We start from the raw sequence: 18,246 nt of genomic DNA on the forward strand, positions 1-18,246 counted from the left end.
AACGCGCCCGCAACCCAGGGAGTTGCTGGTCATGGTTCGTACCCTCGTCGGTGAGCTGGCGTCCGCGGTGGACGCGACGGTGACGGTCAAGGGGTGGGTGAACACGCTGCGGCTGCAGAGCACGATGCAGTTCGTGGTCGTGCGGGACCACACCGGCACGGTGCAGGTGACGCACCGGCGCGGGGGCGACGGGGACCGGCTCGACGAGATCCTGCGGGGGCTGACGCCGGAGTCGGCGGTGGAGGTCACCGGCAAGGTGGTCGCCAACCCGGTGGTCAAGCTCGGCGGGCTGGAGATCGTGCCGGAGCGGGTCGAGGTGGTGTCGGCCGCCGAGCCCGGCCTGCCGATCACCGCGGAGACCGGGCCGGAGCAGCGGCTCAACTGGCGCTTCCTGGACCTGCGGCGCCCCGAGCGGCGGCTGGTCTTCGAGGTGCAGACCACCGTCGAGCAGGCGATGCGGGAGGTCGCCGCCGAGGAGGGCTGCATCGAACTGCACACGCCGAAGCTGATGGGCACCGCCTCCGAGTCCGGGGCCGAGGTGTTCGAGGTCGGCTACTTCGAGCGCACGGCGTACCTCGCCCAATCGCCGCAGTTCTACAAGCAGATGGCGATCGCCGCGGGCATCGACCGGGTCTTCGAGATCGGCCCGGTGTTCCGCGCCGAACCGTCCTTCACCTCCCGGCACGCCACCGAATTCACCGGCGTGGACGTCGAGTTGGCGTGGATCGACTCGGTCGAGGACGTGATGTCCTTCGAGGAGCGGATGCTGCACCGGGTGCTGGAGCGGGTCGCCGAACGGCACGGCGAACAGATCGAGCGGCACTGGGGCACCCGCGTCGTGGTGCCCGAACTCCCCTTCCCCCGGCTGACGATGGCCGAGGCCACCGCGAAACTGCGGGCCGCCGGCTGGGACCGGGAAGGCGTCCGGGAGGACCTCGACCCGGAGGGCGAGCGGCTGCTCAGCGCGCTGGTCGCCGAGGAGACCGGGCACGAGTTCGTGTTCCTCACCCGGTTTCCCGCCTCGGTACGGCCGTTCTACCACCTGCGGGCCGCCGACGACCCGACCGTCACCGACTCCTTCGACCTGCTGTGGAAGGGCGTGGAGATCACCACCGGCGCGCAGCGCGAGCACCGGCACGAGCGGCTCGTCGCGCAGGCCCGGGAGAAGGGCATGGACGCGAGCCCCGAAGGCCCGCTCGGCCGCTACCTGGACTGCTTCCGCTACGGCATGCCCCCGCACGGCGGCCTCGGCCTGGGCCTCGGCCGGGTGCTGATGCTGGCCCTCGGGCTGCCGTCGATCCGCGACGCGGTCTTCCTGTTCCGCGGCCCGAACCGCCTGGAGCCGTGAGGCACAGGCGAGTTCAGCGGCCGGTGCGGGCCGCGCCGGCCGGCCACAACACGCGCACCGGCACCCCTGCGGTTCGGGCGGCGGCCACCATGTCGGCCGTCCCGCCCGGGCCGTTGCCCGGGCCGCCGTCCCAGACCGCGACCAACTCGTCTGCCAGGGCGAGCAGTTCGGCGTTGGCGGCGACGTAGGCTGCGTCGTCGAGCACCGTCGCGGGCAGCACCAGCGTGCGGTGGGCGGCGGCGCGCAGCCGGACGAAGTCGGCGAGTTCGGCGGGCGTGGCCTGCGGGCCCGGACAGCCGGGGCCGGGCAGCACCGCGACCAGGCGGGCGCCGCGGGCCAGCACGGCCTCCGCGAACAGCGTGTCCGCGCCCGGCGCCAGACACGAGACGCCCGTCAACTCCGCTGCGGGGAACGGCGCGAGAAGCTCGTCGAGGGCGGCGCGCACCGCGCGGGCGGTGTCGGCGGTGAGGTCCAGATGCCCGGTGACGGCGAACACGGGCATGGCGGAGCTCCTTCGTGCGGTGGAACGTGCTGCGCCGGATCCTGCCAGGACTCCCGCCCCGGCCGGGCGACTTGACGGCCAATTCGCCGAAGAGCCCACCGCGGGAGCGCTTCCGGGCAACCCCGCAGGCCGGGCGTACGCCGCACGCTGGACAGCCGCGCCCCGCCCGGCCGACAATCGCGCCATGAGCGCTCAGGAGTTCGGCACCCGACTGGCCCGCCCCTCGCAGGCCGAGCGGGACAGCGCGCTGGAAGTGCTGCGGGACGGCGTCGGCAGCGGCCGGCTCTCCCACGACACCTTCATCCGCCGGATGGAACTCGTCCTCACCGCCCGCAGCCGCGCCGAACTCGCCGAGGTGGTCGGCGACCTGCGCACCTACGGCCCGGTCTCCCGGCTGCTGCTGCGCACCGTCGCCAAGGTCTCCGCGCTGAACGTCCGCCTGCGGCAGACCTGGCACGCCGAACAGCTCACCCTGCTGCGCCTGCCCGACCCCGCCGTCGGCCGCCTCCTGATCGGCCGGATGACCGGCTCCGGCCTGCGGCTCGGCGACGCGACCGTCTCCCGCCGGCACGCCGAGCTGCGGCACGAGGACGGCGACTGGGTGCTCTACGACCTCGGCTCCAGCAACGGCACCTTCGTCAACGACCGCCGGGTCGCCGGCGGCACCGTGGTGCGCCCCGGCGACCGGCTCCGCTTCGGCCGCCTCGGCTTCCACCTCAGCGCGGACTGACCCCTCGACCGCCCGGTGCCGGGCGTGATCGAAATCAATTTTCCTTAGCCTTGGTAATGACGTAGGCTAAGGACATGCCCGAGATGTCCGAGGACGACCTGGTGGCGGTAAGCCAGCTGCGGTCGTCCGCGATGCGTTTGGCCCGGCGGTTGCGACACCAGCGGGTCGAGGAGTCGCTGAGCCCCACCGAGATGGGGGTGCTCGGCACGCTTGCCCGGTGCGGCAAGGCGACGCCCGGCGAGCTGGCCCGCAAGGAGCACGTCCAGCCGCCGTCCATGACCAGGATCATCGCGATGCTGGAGGAGAAAGGCCTGGTGCGGCGGGAGCCGCACCCCGAGGACCGCCGGCAGGTGGTCGTCAGCAGCACCGAAGAGGCGGAGCAGATCCTCAACGAGTCCCGCCGGCGGCGCAACGCCTGGCTGGCGGAGCTCGCCGAGGGCCTCGACGAGGACGAGTGGGAACGGCTGAAGGCAGCCGCACCCGTGCTCTACAAACTGGCCCACCTGTAACCGCTCGCAAGGACCCCTCAGGGCGAACGAAGGAGAACCGCATCACCGCAGCACCCACCAGCGCCACACACCGCGCCGCGACCGTTCGAACGGTCGCGGCGCGTCGAGGGGAGAACACTGTGACACCGCCGGCCGCCCGCGCCGCCGCGATCCGCACCGCGACCATCCGCACCGACTTCCGCACCGACCCCCGACGCATCACCCGCCCCGCCGGGCAGCGCACCGACGAGCCGTTCACCGACGAAACGGCCGCCACCGAACCCGCGCCCGCCGGCGCACCCGCCGCGCAGAGCCAGGCGCCCGCACCCGCGGGCCAGCCGGGCAGCGGCGACGACGACCCCGAGGAACGCACCGCGGCGGAGACCCCCGCCGCTTCGCCGGGCCGGTTCACCCGCCCGGGAGGGATGTTCTCGTCCCTGCGCATCCGCAACTACCGGTACTACTTCGCCGGCCAGGTCGTCTCCAACACCGGCACCTGGATGCAGCGCATCGCCCAGGACTGGCTGGTCCTCAGCCTCACCGGCAGCCCCTTCGCGGTCGGCATCACCACCGCCATGCAGTTCCTGCCCATGCTGCTGTTCGGCCTGTGGGGCGGCGTCCTCGCCGACCGGCTGCCCAAGCGCCGCCTGCTGATCGCCACCCAGGGCGCGATGGGCCTGCTCGCCGCCGGCCTCGCCGTGCTCACCGTCACCGGCCTCGTCACGCCCGTCGCGGTCTACCTGTTCGCGCTGCTGCTCGGCTTGGTCACCGTGGTCGACAACCCGACCCGGCAGGCCTTCGTCAGCGAGATGGTGCCCGCCAAGGACCTGGCCAACGCGGTCAGCCTGAACGCCGCCAACTTCCAGACCGCCCGGCTGGTCGGCCCCGCCGTCGCCGGCGCGCTGATCGCCGCGGTCGGCAGCGGCTGGGCGTTCGGCGTCAACGCGCTGTCCTTCGCCGCGGTCATCGGCGGACTGCTCGCCATGCGCAGCAGCGAACTGCGCCCCGTCGAACGGATCGCCCGCCAACGCGGACAGCTCCGCGAGGGCCTGCGCTACGTCCGGGAACGGCCCGAACTGCTGTGGCCGATGGTGCTGGCCGGCTTCATCGGCACCTTCGGGTTCAACTTCCCGACCCTGCTGGCCGGCTTCGCCAAGGACACCTTCCACGTCGGCGCCGGCGCGTACGGCCTGCTCAACACCGCGATGGCGGTCGGCTCGCTCACCGGCGCGCTGCTCGCCGCCCGCCGCGGCGCGCCCCGGCTGCGCCGCCTGGTCTTCGCGGCGCTGGCGTTCGGCGCACTGGAGATCATGGCCGCGTTCGCGCCCGGCTACTGGACGTTCGCGCTGCTGCTGACGCTGATCGGCGTCTTCGGCCTGACCTTCAACACCTCGGTCAACTCGGCGCTCCAGCTCGGCACCGACCCCGAGATGCGCGGCCGGGTGATGGGCCTGCTGGTGCTGGTCTTCACCGGTGGCACCCCGATCGGCGCCCCGCTGGTCGGCTGGATCACCGCCCAGTACGGCCCGCGCCTCGGCCTGCTCGCCTGCGGCCTGGTCTCCGCCGCGGCCGCCGGCGTGGTCGCCCTGGTGCTCGGCCGGATCAGCGGCCTGCGGGTGCGACTCGACCTGCACCCGGTGCGGGCCCGCGGCCGGGTGTTCTCGGTGGTGCAGAAGGGCGACCTGGCGACCGCCTGCTAGGCGGTCCGGCCGGTCGGGCCCGCAGGCGGTCCGGCCGGTCGGCCCGGCAGGTGGGCTGGCGGGTCGGGCCCGCAGGCGGTCCGGCTGGTCGGCCCGGTCGGTCGGTGTCCGCTAGTCGGAGTCCGCGCCCACGCGCTGCTCCAGCACCTGCCCCGGCCACGGGCCGGTCGGCCGGTCGACGGTGAACGTGGCGGTCCGGGTGAACCCGAGCCGCTCGTACTGCTCGACCAGCCGGCCGTCGCCGCCCGCGTAGCAGTCCACCCGCAGCAGACCGATGCCGCGCCCGCGCGCCACCCGCAGGGCGTCCGCGACCAGCGCGGCCCCGATGCCGGACCCGCTGTGCACGCGGTCGGTGACCAGCCAGCGCACGTACAACTCCCGCTCCGGCACCGGCGGGGCGTACGACGGGGCGTCCTCGGCCAGGACGCACACGCCGAGCGCGTCGCCCCCGCCGGCCGCCCGCTCGGCGACCCGGACCAGCTGCTCGCGGCACGCCTGCTCGGCCCGCGCCACCGACTCCGGGCGCTGCGACCACGGCACCGAACCCCACTGTCCGGTACGGCCCTGCGCGGCCAGCCAGGCCACCGCGCCGTCGATGAGCCTGAGCAGGTCGGGGGCGGAGTCGGGACCTCCGGTACGGATACGCATGGCGTCTTTTCTATCCGGTGGCGGCCACCGGACGGTAGGGCAGGATGACGGGATGAGGCTCTTCGTCGCCGTGAACCCGCCGGCCCGCGCCGTCCAGGAACTCGCCGCTGCGGCGTCCCGCCTGCGCGACCTGCCCGGGGCGGACCGGCTGCGCTGGAGCGAGAGCGCCGGGTGGCACCTGACGCTGGCCTTCCTCGGGGACGTGCCCGCCGACGAAGTGCCGGAGATCTCGCGGAAGTTGGCCGGCGTGGCGGCGGAGCACGCCGGGTTCCGGCTGCGGCTGGGCGGCGGAGGGACGTTCGGCGACCGGGTGCTCTGGTGCGGGGTGGCGGGCGCGACGGCTGCGCTGCGGCGGCTCGCCGAGGACGTCCGGGACGCGCTGGACGTCACGGACGACCATCGCTTCCACCCGCACCTGACGCTGGCCCGCAGCCGGTTCGGGGACCGCGGGATGCGGGCGATGGCCGACGCGATGGCGGGCTTCCGCGGGGTGGAGTGGGAGGCGGGGGAGATCCGTCTGATGCGCAGCGAGACCGGCTTCGGGCCGGCCCGCTACAGCGTGGTCGACGGCTGGCGGCTGCGAGCACAGGGGCGCGGGGAACTGCGCGACGAGCGCACACCACGTCCGTGAGGTCGCGAACGCGTGCAGGCCATCGTCCTGCGTCGCGATCCTCCTGACGGGTGTCTCCCGTCTCGCGCAGGTCCCCGCGCCCTTGTTGGTTCATCCCAGTTCGGGGGCCTCGCGGAGCTCGATGCGGGACGGGGTCGCCCGGCCGAGTTCCAGGAGGGTGAGGGTGTTGGTGCCCTCGTGGAGGAGGGGCTGCGGGCAGTACAGGGTGACCTGGGGGCCGCGGCGGTCGTAGCGGCCGAGGAGGAAGCCGTTGACCCAGAGGTAGCCGTGGTCGCCGTCGGGGACGGCGAGGAAGGCGTCGCCGGTGGTGTCGAGTTCGAAGGTGCCGCGGGCGAGCGTCTCCGGGGCGGGCTCGCCGGGGGCGTAGGCCGCGGCGGGCAGCGGGTCGAGGGCGAGCGGCTGGGCGTGCCAGCCGTGCAGGTACTGGCGTTCGTGGCGGACGCCGGTGATGCCCTTGGTCTCGCCGACCAGGGGGCCGTAGTTGACCCGGCCGAGCGATTCGACGAGCAGGGTGACCCGGTCGCCGCCGGCCGCGGTGACGGGCTCGGCGGCGACGCCGCGTTCGAGCGCGGCGGCGTGCTTGCCGGCGACCTGGACGGAGGCGCGGTCGCGCAGGCCCTCGACGGTGAGCGGCCGGCTGTCGCTGATCGCGGGCACCGTCGTGGTGTAGCGGACCAGGCCGTGCTCCAGGCCGAGTTCCTCGAACAGCGGCGGCACGGGGGAGGCGACGGCGTCCCCGAACGGCAGCTCGGCGAACTCGGTCAGCGCGACCTCACGGGCGGTCAGCACCGGTGCGGGGTCGGGCAGTTCGGCGGTGCGACCGTCCAAGTAGCGCACCAGCGACGGGTTCTCGGCGGCGAAGTCGGCGATGACCTGACGGAAGGCGTCGAACTTCGGGCTGGGCAGGCCGCGTTCGTCGAGGGCGGCGTCGTAGTCGTAGGAGGTGGTGGTCGGCTGGTACGGGGAGTGCGTCCAGTCGGTGGAGTTGAAGGGGGCGTCCTCGTGGTTGGCGCCGGCGGTGGTGCCGAAGTTGGTGCCGCCGTGGGCCATGTACAGGTTGACGGAGCCGCCGGCGGCGAGGATGCGGCGCAGCGCGTCGGCCGCGTCGGCGGCGTCGCGGGTGTGGTGCGGCTTGGCCCAGTGGTCGAACCAGCCGTTCCAGAACTCCATGCAGAACGGCGGGTCCTCGGGGCGGTGGCGGTGCAGCGTCTCGAACGCGGTCTCCGGGTCGGAGCCGAAGTTGACGGTGGCGAGGATGCCGGGGAGGGTGCCGCCGCCGAGCATGTGGTCCTCGGGGCCGTCCGAGGTGAACAGCGGGACGGTGACGCCGCGGGCGCGCAGGCCGTCGGCCAGGTGCTGGAGGTACACCTTGTCGCTGCCGTGCGAGCCGTACTCGTTCTCGACCTGGACCATCAGCACGGTGCCGCCCGGCCGCCCCCACTGGCGGTCGACGACCTGCGGCAGCAGCACGTCGAAGAAGGCGTCGACGGCGGCCAGGTACTCGGGGTCGCTGGTGCGGGCGCGGCGGCCGACCTTCGCGGTGAGCCAGGCCGGCAGGCCGCCGTTGTCCCACTCGGCGCAGATGTACGGGCCGGGGCGGACGATCGTCCACAGGCCCTGGCGGTGCGCCTCGTCCAGGAACGCGCCGAGCTCGTCCAGCCGCTCGAAGCGGCGGGGGGCGGGCTCGTGCAGGTTCCACGGCACGTACGTCTCGACGGTGTTCAGGCCCATCGCGCGCAGGGCGGCGAGGCGGGCGGGCCACTGCTCGGGGCGGGTGCGGAAGTAGTGCATCGCGCCGGAGAGGATGCGCAGCGGGCTGCCGTCGAGGCGGAAACCGGTCGAGTCGTAGGTGAGCATGCGTCCTAGCCTGCAAGAAGGCACCGGCCCCCACCATGGACAAAGCCCGGCGGCGTGTTGGACTTGTCCCGGAAGAACCCGCGGACGGAGGACGATGGAGCGCTGGTGGCACTACCTGACGCCCGGTCCGGCGCAGCTGGCCACCGGCCTGGCGTGCCTGGGCGTGGGCCTGCAGCGCGGACGGCTGCCGGTGGTCGGGCCGCGGGTGCTGGACCGCTGGGTGGCCGTGGTGGTCGGGGCGGGCCGCGGCTGGTACGCGCTGCCGGGCGGCCGGCGGCTGCCGGTGACGGCCCCGGCGGTGCTGTGGCTGCGGCCGGGGGTGCCGCACCACTACGGGCCGGACGCGGACGGCTGGGCCGAGTCCTTCGTGGACTTCACCGGCGCGGGCATCGCCGGGTACGCCGAGCTGGGCCTGCTGCCGGAGGCCGAGGTGGTGCCGCTGGACTCCGCGGAGGCCGCGCAGCGGGTGATCGCCCGGATCGCCGCGACCTGCCGCCGGGGCGGGCCGACGGCGGGCGCGGAGGCGTCCGCGGCGGTGCACGAACTGCTGGTGGAACTGCACCGGCACCGGGCCGACCTGGGCGCGGAGGGCGCGCCGGTGATGGAGGTGCTGCGCCGGGACGCCTGCCTGCCGCTGTCGGTGGCCGAGCACGCCCGGCGGGTCGGCATGGGCGTGGAGGAGCTGCGCCGCGCGGTGCGGGCGCAGGGCGCGGCCGGTCCGAAGGAGTACCTGCTGACGGTCCGGCTGAGCGAGGCCAAGCACCTGCTGGCGGCCAGCGAGCTGCCGGTCTCCACGGTGGCCCGCCGGGTCGGCTACCAGGACCCGGCGTACTTCACCCGCCTGTTCACCCGCCGGGTCGGGGTCGCGCCGACGGTGTTCCGGCAGCGCGAGTTCCGCGGCGGCGCCGTCCCGGAGCGGGACGGTCCGGCGGACCCGGAGCAGGGGTAGGCCGGGCGACCGTCTAATCTCGTGGGGTGGACCCGAAGACCCGTATGCGGATCGTGACCGGCGCGTTCGTCCTGCTGCTCGCCGTGGTGATCATCAGCGCGCTCGTACAGAAGTAGCCCCGGCCGTTTCCGCGAACGGACCGGTTCGCGGGCGGCCGATCCGTAGGGTGAGGCGCGACGCGGGCCCGACCGTGGGGCCCGCCGCGACGCATGGGGGCGGATTTCCATGGAGTACACCAGGCTCGGCCGCAGCGGGCTGACGGTGTCCCGGCTGGTGCTCGGCACGATGAACTTCGGCACCGAGACCTCCGAGCAGGACAGCCACGCGGTCATGGAGCGGGCGCACGAGCACGGCATCAACTTCTTCGACACCGCGAACGTCTACGGCACCCGGCCCGGGGAGACCTCCACTGAGGAGATCATCGGCCGCTGGTTCGCCGGCTCCGCCGAGCGCCGGGACCGGACGGTGCTGGCGACCAAGGTGTTCATCCCGACCGGCGCCCGCCCCAACGAGGGCGGGCTGAGCGCCCTGCACATCCGGCGGGCCTGCGAGGACTCGCTGCGCCGGCTCGGCACCGACCACATCGACCTGTACCAGATGCACCACATCGACCGGCACACGCCGTGGGACGAGATCTGGGAGGCGTTCGCCGTCCTGCGGCAGCAGGGCAAGGTGCTGTACTTCGGCTCCTCGAACTTCGCCGGCTGGCACCTTGCGCAGGCCCAGGAGGCGGCCCGCGAGCGGCACTTCCTCGGGCTGGTCGCCGAGCAGTCCCGCTACAACCTGATGACCCGCTGGGCGGAGCTGGAGGTGCTGCCGGCGGCCCGGCACTACGGGATCGGCGTGATCCCGTGGGGCCCGCTGAACAGCGGTCTGCTCGGCGGCGTGCTGCGCAAGCGGCGCGAGGGCACCGCGGCGCGCGGCGGCAGCGGCCACTCGGCGGCGGCGCTGGCCGAGCACGGCGACACCATCGAGGCGTACGAGAAGCTGTGCGCCCGGGCCGGGGCCGATCCGGCGCACGTGGGCCTGGCCTGGCTGCTCGCACAGGAGGGCGTGACCGGTCCGATCATCGGCCCGCGCACGGTGGCGCAGCTGGACGGTTCGCTGCCCGCCCTCGACCTGGAGCTGGACGCCGACCTGCTGGCCGAGCTGGACCGGCTGTTCCCGCCGCCCGGCCCGAACGGCGGCGGCCCCGCGCCGGAGGCCTACGCCTGGTAGCGGTCGGGGCGGGCGCCCAAGCCTCGGCCGGGGGTGGCTCAGGCCCTACCGAGGGGTGGCGGCTCAGGCCCGGCCGGGCTCGACGAAGACCACCGGGGCCTCGTTGTCCAGCACCACCCGGCCGAGCAGCGCGGCCAGTGCTCCGCGCTGCTCGGCGTCCAGGCCGTCGCCCAGGGCGTCGATCCGGCGGCAGGCGTCGGCGTAGAAGCGTTCGGCGAGTTCGGTGCCCTCGGGGGTGAGGGCGACCCGGACGGCCCGGCTGTCGCGCGGGTCGTCCTCGCGGCGGACCAGGCCGTGCTGGGCGGTGCGGTCGACCAGTCCGGTGAGTGAGGACTTGGCCAGGCCCAGGGCGCCGGAGAGTTCGCCCATGCCGTACGGACGGGCCATCAGGACGCAGAGCAGCTGGCCCTGTTGCGGGGTCAGGCCGTGGGTGCGGCCGGCCTGCGTGTAGGCGGCGTCCACCAGGAAGGAGGACCGCACCAGGGCGGTGACCAGGCTCATCGGACCGGCTTCGGGTTTCGCCATTCGGCGAGCGTACCAAGGCAGGTAGTTCGCTGGGCGAAGTTCTTTTTCGCATCCGCTGGTAATTCGTGCTGCGAACAACTATGTTCGTGGTGCGAACGGAAGGCGTTCGCGGGGGCCGCTGAAGGGGTGGGCAGTCATGAGTCGTACCGTCGTGGTGATCGGTGGGGGCTACGGGGGCGCGTCGGTCGCCAAGGCGCTGCAGGGCGAGGCCGAGGTGGTGCTGGTCGACCCGCGGGACGCGTTCGTCAACGTGGCCGGCTCGCTGCGGGCACTGGTCCGGCCCGACTGGGCGGGCAGCATGTTCTTCCCGTACGAGACGCTGCTGACCGGGGGCCGGGTGGTCCGCGACCGGGCCGTCTCGGTCGACCCGGGCGGCGTGACGCTCGCCTCCGGCGAGCACCTGCCCGCCGACTACCTGGTGCTGGCCACCGGCTCCCGGCACAGCCACCCGGCGCACCCGGCCGCCGACGGCACGGCCGAGGCGATCGAGGCCGTCCGCGCCTCGCACGGCGAACTCGCCGGCGCGCGGCGGGTGCTGATCCTCGGCGCCGGGCCGGTCGGCCTGGAGCTGGCCGGGGAGATCAAGGAGGTCTGGCCGGACAAGCGGGTGGTGCTGGTCGACCCCGGCGAGACACTGCTGCCCGGCTTCCTGCCCGAGGTGGTCGAGGACCTGCACCGGCAGCTGGACGCGCTCGGCGTCGAACTGCGGCTCGGCGCCGCCCTGGCCGAGCCGCCGGCCGGCGAACCCGGGCGCGCGGGGGAGTTCACCGTCACCACCACCGCGGGCGAGCGGCTGACCGCCGACCTCTGGTACCGGGCGTACGGCGCCGCCGTCAACGGCGACTACCTGGCCGACGGCAAGCTGACGGAGCGCACCGCGCGCGGCAAGGTCGCGGTGACCGGGCGGCTCAACGTCGAGGGCCACGAGCACGTGTACGCGATCGGCGACCTGGCGGACCTGCCGGAGGCCGACATGGCCGGCTTCGCGATGCAGCACGCCGAGGTGGTGGCGAAGAACATCTCCGCCCAGCTGCGCGGCGAGCAGCCCACCGAGGTCTACCGTCCGCTCGGCCACCCGATGGTCATGCTGCCGCTGGGCAGCACCGGCGGGGTCGGCCAACTGCCTTCGCCGGACGGTCCGTTCGCGGCGCCGGCCGCGATGATCGCCGAGTTCAAGGGCACCGACCTGTTCACCGCGCGGATGGTCGAGCAGTTCGGCCCGCACGCGGCCTGAGCCGCGGGAACGACGAAGGCCCCGGTCCGCGGACCGGGGCCTTCGAGGGACGGGTGTCAGTCGTTCAGGTGCTCGACCACGTAGTCGATCGCGCCGGTGAGCTTCTCGACGTCCGCCGGGTCGATCGCCGGGAACATCGCGATGCGCAGCTGGTTGCGGCCCAGCTTGCGGTACGGCTCGGTGTCCACGATGCCGTTGGCACGCAGTGCCTTGGCGACCGCCGCGGCGTCCACCGACTCGTCGAAGTCGATGGTGCCGACGACCTGCGAGCGCTCCTCCGCCTTGGCGACGAACGGCTGCGCGTAGGGGGACTTCTCGGCCCACGCGTACAGGATCGAGGAGGACTCGGCGGTGCGGGCGACCGCCCAGTCCAGACCGCCCTGGCCGTTCATCCACTCCAGCTGGTCGGCCAGCAGGAAGAGGGTGGAGATGGCCGGGGTGTTGTACGTCTGGTCCTTCGAGGAGTTGTCGATCGCGGTCGGCAGGTCGAAGAACGGCGGGATGTACCGGCCGGAGGCGGCGATCTCGGCGGCGCGCTCCAGGGCGGCCGGGGAGAAGGTGGCCAGCCACAGGCCGCCCTCGGAGGCGAAGGACTTCTGCGGGGCGAAGTAGTAGACGTCCGTCTCGCGGATGTCGACGGGCAGGCCGCCGGCGCCGGAGGTGGCGTCGACCAGCACCAGCGAGCCCGCGTCCGCGCCCTCGGGGCGGCGGATCGGCATGGCGACACCGGTGGAGGTCTCGTTGTGGGTGAGCGCGTAGACGTCGACGCCCGCCTCGGCGACCGGCAGCGGGTGGGTGCCCGGCTCGGTCTTGATGACGGTCGGCTCGGCCAGCCACGGGGCGGCCTTCACGGAGGACGCGAACTTGGAGGAGAACTCACCGAAGTTCAGGTGCTGCGACTTCTCGCGCACCAGCCCGAACGCGGCGATGTCCCAGAACGCGGTGGAGCCGCCGTTGCCGAGCACCACCTGGTAGCCCTCGGGCAGCGAGAACAGGTCGGCGACGCCCTGGCGGACGCGCTTCACGACGTTCTTGACCGGGGCCTGACGGTGGGAGGTGCCCAGCAGGGAGGTTCCGGTGGCGGCGAGGGCACTCAGGGCCTCGGGGCGCACCTTGGAGGGGCCGCAGCCGAAGCGGCCGTCGTTGGGCAGATTGTCGGCGGGGATCTGAATCTGAGCCACCCCCGCACCCTATCGCCCCGGATTGCCCCGCCGTACGGGCCGTCCGGCCGCTGAGACGTGATCTTCCCGGCACCGGACAGCACTCACCGGAGCACGCGCCGCCCCTGGTCAGGGGCTGTGCGCGTGCCCGGCGGCGGGGTCAGGGGGGCTGACGGTCCGTCAGTTGTTCACCTGATCGGGTGTCAGTGCGCGATCTGGTCCCAGCCCTCGATCTCCTCCGGCTTGCGGGTGCCGGGGCCGATGTAGCGGGCGGCCGGGCGGACAAGCCGGCCGGTGCGCTTCTGCTCCAGGATGTGGGCCGACCAGCCGGCGGTGCGGGCGCAGGTGAACATCGAGGTGAACATGTGCGCCGGGACCTCGGCGAAGTCCAGCATGATGGCGGCCCAGAACTCGACGTTGGTGGCCAGCACGCGGTCGGGGCGGCGGTTGTGCAGCTCCTCCAGCGCGGCCTTCTCCAGCGCCTCGGCGATCTCGAAGCGCGGCGCGCCGAGCTCCTTGGCGGTGCGGCGCAGCACGCGGGCGCGCGGGTCCTCGGCGCGGTAGACGCGGTGGCCGAAGCCCATCAGGCGCTCGCCCTTGTCGAGGGCCTTCTTCACGTAGCCGACCGCGTCGCCGGTGCGCTCGATCTCCTCGATCATGCCGAGCACCCGGGACGGGGCGCCGCCGTGCAGCGGGCCGGACATCGCGCCGACCGCGCCGGACAGCGCCGCGGCGACGTCGGCGCCGGTGGAGGCGATGACGCGGGCAGTGAAGGTGGAGGCGTTCATGCCGTGCTCGGCGGCGGACGTCCAGTAGGCGTCGACGGCCTTGACGTGCTTCGGGTCCGGCTCGCCGCGCCAGCGGATCATGAACCGCTCGACGATGGTCTCGGCCTTGTCGATCTCGCTCTGCGGGACCATCGGCAGGCCCTGGCCGCGGGCGGACTGGGCGACGTAGGACAGCGCCATCACGGCGGCCCGGGCGAGGTCGTCGCGGGCCTGCTCGGCGGAGATGTCCAGCAGCGGCTTGAGGCCCCAGACCGGGGCGAGCATGGCGAGGGCGGACTGCACGTCGACCCGGATGTCGCCGGAGTGGACCGGGATCGGGAACGGCTCGGCGGCGGGCAGGCCCGGGGCGAACTTGCCGTCCACCAGCAGGCCCCACACGTGCCCGAAGGAGACCTGGCCGACCAGGTCCTCGATGTCCACCCCGCGGTAGCGCAGCGCGCCGCCCTCGCGATCGGGTTCGGCGATCTCGCTCTCGAAGGCGACGACACCCTCAAGGCCGGGTACGAAGTCCGACATCAGAACGGCTCCTTCAGTGATCCGACACGACGTGCGGCCGTGGTGGGGCGGCACGCCGGTGACCGATGGTGGTTGGCACTCGGTGCCAGAGTGGCAGGCACGGAGTGCATTGCGCCATACACCACGACGGTGATGTTTCCCCCACGGGCCGCTCGAACCCCTGTCGTCTCCGGCATCGTCGGCGGATTTTCCGGGGCGCTCCGGTGAAAACCGGACGATTCCCCGGGCAGCGGGTCGGGTTGCGGTGGCGAGTCACCCTAACCCCGGGAGTTTGCCCGGACGCAGCGGCGCTCGGCGCTTGTCGTACGGGATGATGTCGGCGTGCCTACCGCGGAACGCCACAGCCACCCGAGCGCCCTGTCCACGCCCGCCGAGGAGCGACCCGGGCCGGACCTGACGGTGATGCGCAAGCATTACCAGCACGAAGGCCTGTCCGAGGACCAGCTCGCCGAGGACCCGTTCCGGCAGTTCGCCCGCTGGTTCCACGAGGCGGTCGAGGCCGGCGTGGTCGAGCCCAACGCCATGGTGGTCTCCACCGCCGACGGCGACGGCGTGCCCTCCTCGCGCACCGTGCTGCTCAAGGGCTACGACCCGCGCGGCTTCGTGTTCTTCACCAACTACGGCTCCCGCAAGGGCACCGACCTGGCCGCCAACCCGAACGCCTCGCTGCTGTTCCCGTGGATCGCGCTGGCCCGCCAGGTGGTGATCGGCGGCCGGGTCGAGAAGGTCGGCCGGGACGAGACCGCCGCCTACTTCCGCACCCGCCCGCACGGCTCCCAGCTCGGTGCGTGGGCCAGCGAGCAGTCCAGCCCGGTGGCCGGGCGCGAGGTGCTGGAGCAGCGCTACGCCGACCTGGCCGCCCGCTACCCGGAGGGCGAGGGCGGCGTGCCGGTGCCGCCGTTCTGGGGCGGCTACCGGGTGGTCCCGCGCACCGTCGAGTTCTGGCAGGGCCGGGAGAACCGCCTGCACGACCGGCTGCGGTTCGTCGCGGAGCCCGGCGAGGGCGGCGGCTGGCGGGTCGAGCGGCTCTGCCCCTGACGTTTCGGCGGACAGTCGAAGATCCACTCTGACTGATCGTCAACTACCCGCCGGTCACTGAGAGTCCGGCCGCCACGGATGGGTCAAGATTCGGTGGTTTAGCTTCGGCTGACGCGGGTAGCGCGGGTACGCTGCGGTCTGGGTGAAATTCTCGGCACAGGACGCCGAGGCCTGTCTCGCGCCGGCAGGCGCAGAAACGAGTCATCATGGTCGCCGCCACCAAGCCCGCCGACAGCGCGCGCGTCGAGGAGTCCGCTCCTTCGCTGGCAGCTCTGGCCTCCCTCGGTGCAGAAGAGCTCACCGCCGAGCTCTACCGAGCCCTCCCCGGCGGTGACTCCGGCCAGGTGGCCGTCGCCGCGTTCAACTCCTCCATCTGACCGGCCGACCGAGCGCAACCGACGCGACGTCACCCCCGATCCCCGTGCCGCGCCCGCTGGTGCCGTTCTCGCAGTACGTGATCAAGATGCACGCACGCTGCGATCTTGCCTGCGACCACTGCTACGTCTACGAACACGCCGACACCAGCTGGCGCGGCAAAACCCGTGCCTCGACCGAGGCGGTGCTGGCCCGCACCGCCGAACGGATCGCCGAACACGCCCGCGCCCACCGGCTGACCGCCGTCCACGCGGTGCTGCACGGTGGCGAACCGCTCCTCGCCGGGCCCGCCCTGCTCGGCCGCGCCGCCGAACTGCTGCGCGCCGCCCTGCCCGCCGACTGCGCCCTCGACCTGCGCATCCACACCAACGGCGTGCTGCTCTCGCCGCGCTTCCTCGACCTGTTCGCCGCCCACGGCATCAAGGTCGGCATCTCGCTCGACGGCGACCGGGCCGCCAACGACCGGCACCGCCGCTTCGCCGACGGCCGCAGCAGCCACGCCAAGGTGCTCGCCGCCGTCGAACTGCTGCGCAGGCCCGCGTACCGGCACCTGTACGCCGGGCTGCTGTGCACCATCGACGTGGAGAACGACCCGGTCGCCGTACTGGACGCGCTGGTCGCGCTGGAACCGCCCCGGGTGGACTTCCTGCTCCCGCACGCCACCTGGGACCAGCCGCCGAAGCGCCCCGCCGGCATGGGCGACACCCCGTACGCGGACTGGCTGCTGGCCGTCTACCGGCGCTGGGAGGAGCTCGGCCGGCCCGTCCCGGTGCGCACCTTCGACTCGGTGCACCGCACCCTGCGCGGCCGCTCCAGCCTCACCGAGTCGCTCGGCCTGGACCCCGCCGACCTGGTGGTGGTGGAGACCGACGGCTCCTTCGAGCAGGCCGACAGCCTGAAGACCGCCTACGACGGCGCGCCCGAGACCGGCTTCACGGTGTTCGAGCACACCCTGGACCAGGTCGCCGCGCACCCCGGCATGGTCGAACGGCAGTCCGGACTGGATGGCCTCGCCGAGCAGTGCCGCGGCTGCCCCGTGGTCCGCTCCTGCGGCGGCGGCCTGTACGCCCACCGCTACCGGGGCGACGGCTCCGGTTTCCGCAACCCCTCCGTCTACTGCGGGGACCTGATGCGACTGATCACCACCATCCGCGACCGGATCGCCCCCGTCGCGGCCGTGCCCGCCCAGGACGCGCCCGGGGCCGTGCTGACCGACAGTCAGCTGGACGAGCTCGCCGCCGGGCACGGCGGCGCCGACACCGTCCGGGCCCTGGCCCGCGCCCAACTCGGGCTCACCCGGCGGCTGGTGGCCGCCGTCGGGACCGCCTCCCCGGCCTGGCCGCTGGTCACCTCGCTGGACGGCGCCGACACCGCCGCGCTGGACGCGGTGCTCGCCCACCCGTACACCCGGGCCTGGGCGGTGCGCTGCCTGCAGGGCGAGCCCGGCGCCGACCTCGGCGGGATGGCCGAACTGGCCGCCGCCGCCGCGCTGCGGGCCGGCCGGAGCTTCGAACTGGCGCTGCCGGTCCGCTCCGGCGCCGTCCACCTGCCCACCCTGGGCCGGGTCCTGGTCGGCGGCTCCGGCGAGACCGTGCTGACCGGCGACGCCGAGGGGTTCGCCGTCGGCGGCCGCCGGATCGGCTGGGACACCCCCGCGGACGCGCACTGGCAGCCGGTGCGGCGCACCGCGCTCGCCGACGGCTGGACGCCCGCCCTGGAGGACACCGACCCGCAGCGCGACAGCCACCAGTGGCCGGTCGCCGACCGGCTGCCGGACGACGAGTACCTGGCCTGGGCCGGGGCGCTGCGCGAGGCCTGGGAGCTGATCGGCCGGGACCTGCCCGGCCACGCCCCCGGCATCCGGGCCGGCCTGTCCACCCTCACCCCGCTGCGGCCCGGGCCGGCCGGCCGGGACGTGTCCGCCGCCGCCCGGCAGGCCTTCGGCGCCGTCGGCATCGCCCGGCCCGCCACCGCGCCCACCCTGGCGCTGCTGATCGCGCACGAGTTCCAGCACGTCAAGCTGGGCGCGGTACTGGACTTCCACGACCTGTACGACCGGGCCGACGAGCGGCTGTTCCACGCGCCGTGGCGGCCCGACCCGCGCCCGCTGGAGGGCCTGTTCCAGGGCACCTACGCGCACCTGGCGGTCACCGAGTTCTGGACCACCCGGGTGCGGGCCTACGACGGGCTGCGCAACGGCCCCGCCCAGCACGCCCGGGTGCAGCTGGCGACCTGGCGGGCGCACACCGCCGCGTCGATCGCCACGCTCGCCGGCTCCGGTGCGCTCACCCCGCTCGGCGTCCGCTTCGCCGAGCGGATGCGCACCGCCGTCGAGCCCTGGCTGGCCGTCCCGGTCGGCCGGGCCGCCGAGGCCGCGGCGCGGGAGGCCGCCGCCGAGAACCTCGCCCAGTGGCAGGCCCGCGCGGCCGCCGCACCGCGCTGAGCGGCGGCTCGGCGAACCTTTGTTCAAAACCAGTGGAACGACGCACCACCACAAGCCGAACGGCGAGCTCCGGAACCGGAGTTCGCCGCCGCGGCC

Annotated in this window: 17 protein-coding genes; 11 read left to right on the forward strand and 6 right to left on the reverse strand. The window is 73.8% G+C overall.

The window, feature by feature from the left end:
• Positions 1-31: 31 nt before the first annotated feature.
• Positions 32-1,348, forward strand: a complete 1,317-nt coding sequence (gene aspS, locus KCH_RS20730; protein ID WP_157032138.1) for an aspartate--tRNA(Asn) ligase — start codon at positions 32-34, stop codon at positions 1,346-1,348.
• Positions 1,349-1,361: 13 nt separating this feature from the next.
• Here the strand turns inward: aspS and KCH_RS20735 are convergent, their stop codons facing one another.
• A complete protein-coding gene (locus tag KCH_RS20735) occupies positions 1,362-1,850 on the reverse strand; it encodes a hypothetical protein (protein ID WP_035865039.1) in 489 nt (162 codons plus the stop codon).
• A 184-nt stretch (positions 1,851-2,034) separates the two neighbouring features.
• On the opposite strand from KCH_RS20735, the gene KCH_RS20740 reads away from it, so the two are divergent.
• From KCH_RS20740 to KCH_RS20750, 3 genes are all read left to right on the forward strand, one after another.
• Positions 2,035-2,580: a DUF1707 and FHA domain-containing protein gene (locus tag KCH_RS20740; protein ID WP_035865041.1), complete on the forward strand. Its 546-nt coding sequence runs from the start codon at positions 2,035-2,037 to the stop codon at positions 2,578-2,580.
• Between the two features lie 74 nt (positions 2,581-2,654).
• Positions 2,655-3,089 (forward strand): MarR family winged helix-turn-helix transcriptional regulator, encoded by a 435-nt coding sequence (locus KCH_RS20745; RefSeq protein ID WP_035865044.1) that lies wholly within the window; start codon positions 2,655-2,657, stop codon positions 3,087-3,089.
• A 119-nt stretch (positions 3,090-3,208) separates the two neighbouring features.
• On the forward strand, positions 3,209-4,768 hold the full coding sequence (locus KCH_RS20750; RefSeq protein ID WP_035865046.1) for an MFS transporter: 1,560 nt from the start codon (positions 3,209-3,211) through the stop codon (positions 4,766-4,768).
• Between the two features lie 111 nt (positions 4,769-4,879).
• Here the strand turns inward: KCH_RS20750 and KCH_RS20755 are convergent, their stop codons facing one another.
• Complete coding sequence (locus tag KCH_RS20755) at positions 4,880-5,416, reverse strand: GNAT family N-acetyltransferase (RefSeq protein ID WP_208865972.1); 537 nt, start codon at positions 5,414-5,416, stop codon at positions 4,880-4,882.
• A 52-nt stretch (positions 5,417-5,468) separates the two neighbouring features.
• Between KCH_RS20755 and thpR the strand changes: the two genes are divergently transcribed.
• Positions 5,469-6,047, forward strand: a complete 579-nt coding sequence (gene thpR / locus KCH_RS20760; protein ID WP_051653277.1) for an RNA 2',3'-cyclic phosphodiesterase — start codon at positions 5,469-5,471, stop codon at positions 6,045-6,047.
• A gap of 90 nt (positions 6,048-6,137) precedes the next feature.
• Here the strand turns inward: thpR and KCH_RS20765 are convergent, their stop codons facing one another.
• On the reverse strand, positions 6,138-7,904 hold the full coding sequence (locus KCH_RS20765; RefSeq protein WP_035865048.1) for a glycoside hydrolase family 35 protein: 1,767 nt from the start codon (positions 7,902-7,904) through the stop codon (positions 6,138-6,140).
• Between the two features lie 94 nt (positions 7,905-7,998).
• Here KCH_RS20765 and KCH_RS20770 point away from each other — a divergent pair, with 94 nt between their 5' ends.
• Both KCH_RS20770 and KCH_RS20775 read left to right on the forward strand, forming a co-directional pair.
• Positions 7,999-8,853 (forward strand): AraC family transcriptional regulator, encoded by an 855-nt coding sequence (locus tag KCH_RS20770; RefSeq protein WP_035865050.1) that lies wholly within the window; start codon positions 7,999-8,001, stop codon positions 8,851-8,853.
• Positions 8,854-9,078: 225 nt separating this feature from the next.
• Positions 9,079-10,071 (forward strand): aldo/keto reductase, encoded by a 993-nt coding sequence (locus KCH_RS20775; RefSeq protein ID WP_035865052.1) that lies wholly within the window; start codon positions 9,079-9,081, stop codon positions 10,069-10,071.
• A gap of 63 nt (positions 10,072-10,134) precedes the next feature.
• Here KCH_RS20775 and KCH_RS20780 read toward each other — a convergent pair whose 3' ends face one another.
• Positions 10,135-10,596, reverse strand: coding sequence for a MarR family winged helix-turn-helix transcriptional regulator (locus tag KCH_RS20780; protein ID WP_035865055.1), 462 nt, complete (start codon positions 10,594-10,596; stop codon positions 10,135-10,137).
• A gap of 136 nt (positions 10,597-10,732) precedes the next feature.
• Between KCH_RS20780 and KCH_RS20785 the strand changes: the two genes are divergently transcribed.
• Complete coding sequence (locus KCH_RS20785) at positions 10,733-11,830, forward strand: NAD(P)/FAD-dependent oxidoreductase (RefSeq protein ID WP_035865058.1); 1,098 nt, start codon at positions 10,733-10,735, stop codon at positions 11,828-11,830.
• A 56-nt stretch (positions 11,831-11,886) separates the two neighbouring features.
• On the opposite strand, the gene serC is transcribed toward KCH_RS20785, so the two are convergent.
• Together serC and KCH_RS20795 are read right to left on the reverse strand one after the other, a co-directional pair.
• Positions 11,887-13,011, reverse strand: coding sequence for a phosphoserine transaminase (gene serC, locus KCH_RS20790; protein ID WP_035865059.1), 1,125 nt, complete (start codon positions 13,009-13,011; stop codon positions 11,887-11,889).
• A gap of 182 nt (positions 13,012-13,193) precedes the next feature.
• Positions 13,194-14,294, reverse strand: coding sequence for a citrate synthase 2 (locus KCH_RS20795; protein ID WP_035865060.1), 1,101 nt, complete (start codon positions 14,292-14,294; stop codon positions 13,194-13,196).
• Between the two features lie 402 nt (positions 14,295-14,696).
• Here KCH_RS20795 and pdxH point away from each other — a divergent pair, with 402 nt between their 5' ends.
• The 3 genes from pdxH to KCH_RS20805 all read left to right on the forward strand — a co-directional run bounded on the left by pdxH (position 14,697) and on the right by KCH_RS20805 (position 18,150).
• Positions 14,697-15,332 (forward strand): pyridoxamine 5'-phosphate oxidase, encoded by a 636-nt coding sequence (pdxH, locus tag KCH_RS20800; RefSeq protein WP_035865062.1) that lies wholly within the window; start codon positions 14,697-14,699, stop codon positions 15,330-15,332.
• A 206-nt stretch (positions 15,333-15,538) separates the two neighbouring features.
• Positions 15,539-15,709, forward strand: a complete 171-nt coding sequence (locus KCH_RS41545; RefSeq protein ID WP_157032139.1) for a hypothetical protein — start codon at positions 15,539-15,541, stop codon at positions 15,707-15,709.
• Between the two features lie 44 nt (positions 15,710-15,753).
• Positions 15,754-18,150 (forward strand): FxsB family cyclophane-forming radical SAM/SPASM peptide maturase, encoded by a 2,397-nt coding sequence (locus KCH_RS20805; RefSeq protein WP_279635894.1) that lies wholly within the window; start codon positions 15,754-15,756, stop codon positions 18,148-18,150.
• The last annotated feature ends 96 nt before the right edge of the window (positions 18,151-18,246 follow it).

The organism is Kitasatospora cheerisanensis KCTC 2395 (genome assembly GCF_000696185.1).
GTDB classification, from domain to species: Bacteria; Actinomycetota; Actinomycetes; order Streptomycetales; family Streptomycetaceae; genus Kitasatospora; species Kitasatospora cheerisanensis.

What these genes read in the sequence shown, in the direction of transcription:
- aspS (WP_157032138.1), top strand. Translation starts at nt 32, where the DNA reads ATGGTTCGTACCCTCGTCGGTGAGCTGGCGTCCGCGGTGGACGCGACG.
- KCH_RS20735 (WP_035865039.1), bottom strand. Translation starts at nt 1,850, where the DNA reads ATGCCCGTGTTCGCCGTCACCGGGCATCTGGACCTCACCGCCGACACC.
- KCH_RS20740 (WP_035865041.1), top strand. Translation starts at nt 2,035, where the DNA reads ATGAGCGCTCAGGAGTTCGGCACCCGACTGGCCCGCCCCTCGCAGGCC.
- KCH_RS20745 (WP_035865044.1), top strand. Translation starts at nt 2,655, where the DNA reads ATGCCCGAGATGTCCGAGGACGACCTGGTGGCGGTAAGCCAGCTGCGG.
- KCH_RS20755 (WP_208865972.1), bottom strand. Translation starts at nt 5,416, where the DNA reads ATGCGTATCCGTACCGGAGGTCCCGACTCCGCCCCCGACCTGCTCAGG.
- thpR (WP_051653277.1), top strand. Translation starts at nt 5,469, where the DNA reads ATGAGGCTCTTCGTCGCCGTGAACCCGCCGGCCCGCGCCGTCCAGGAA.
- KCH_RS20765 (WP_035865048.1), bottom strand. Translation starts at nt 7,904, where the DNA reads ATGCTCACCTACGACTCGACCGGTTTCCGCCTCGACGGCAGCCCGCTG.
- KCH_RS20770 (WP_035865050.1), top strand. Translation starts at nt 7,999, where the DNA reads ATGGAGCGCTGGTGGCACTACCTGACGCCCGGTCCGGCGCAGCTGGCC.
- KCH_RS20775 (WP_035865052.1), top strand. Translation starts at nt 9,079, where the DNA reads ATGGAGTACACCAGGCTCGGCCGCAGCGGGCTGACGGTGTCCCGGCTG.
- KCH_RS20780 (WP_035865055.1), bottom strand. Translation starts at nt 10,596, where the DNA reads ATGGCGAAACCCGAAGCCGGTCCGATGAGCCTGGTCACCGCCCTGGTG.
- KCH_RS20785 (WP_035865058.1), top strand. Translation starts at nt 10,733, where the DNA reads ATGAGTCGTACCGTCGTGGTGATCGGTGGGGGCTACGGGGGCGCGTCG.
- KCH_RS20795 (WP_035865060.1), bottom strand. Translation starts at nt 14,294, where the DNA reads ATGTCGGACTTCGTACCCGGCCTTGAGGGTGTCGTCGCCTTCGAGAGC.
- pdxH (WP_035865062.1), top strand. Translation starts at nt 14,697, where the DNA reads ATGCGCAAGCATTACCAGCACGAAGGCCTGTCCGAGGACCAGCTCGCC.
- KCH_RS41545 (WP_157032139.1), top strand. Translation starts at nt 15,539, where the DNA reads ATGGTCGCCGCCACCAAGCCCGCCGACAGCGCGCGCGTCGAGGAGTCC.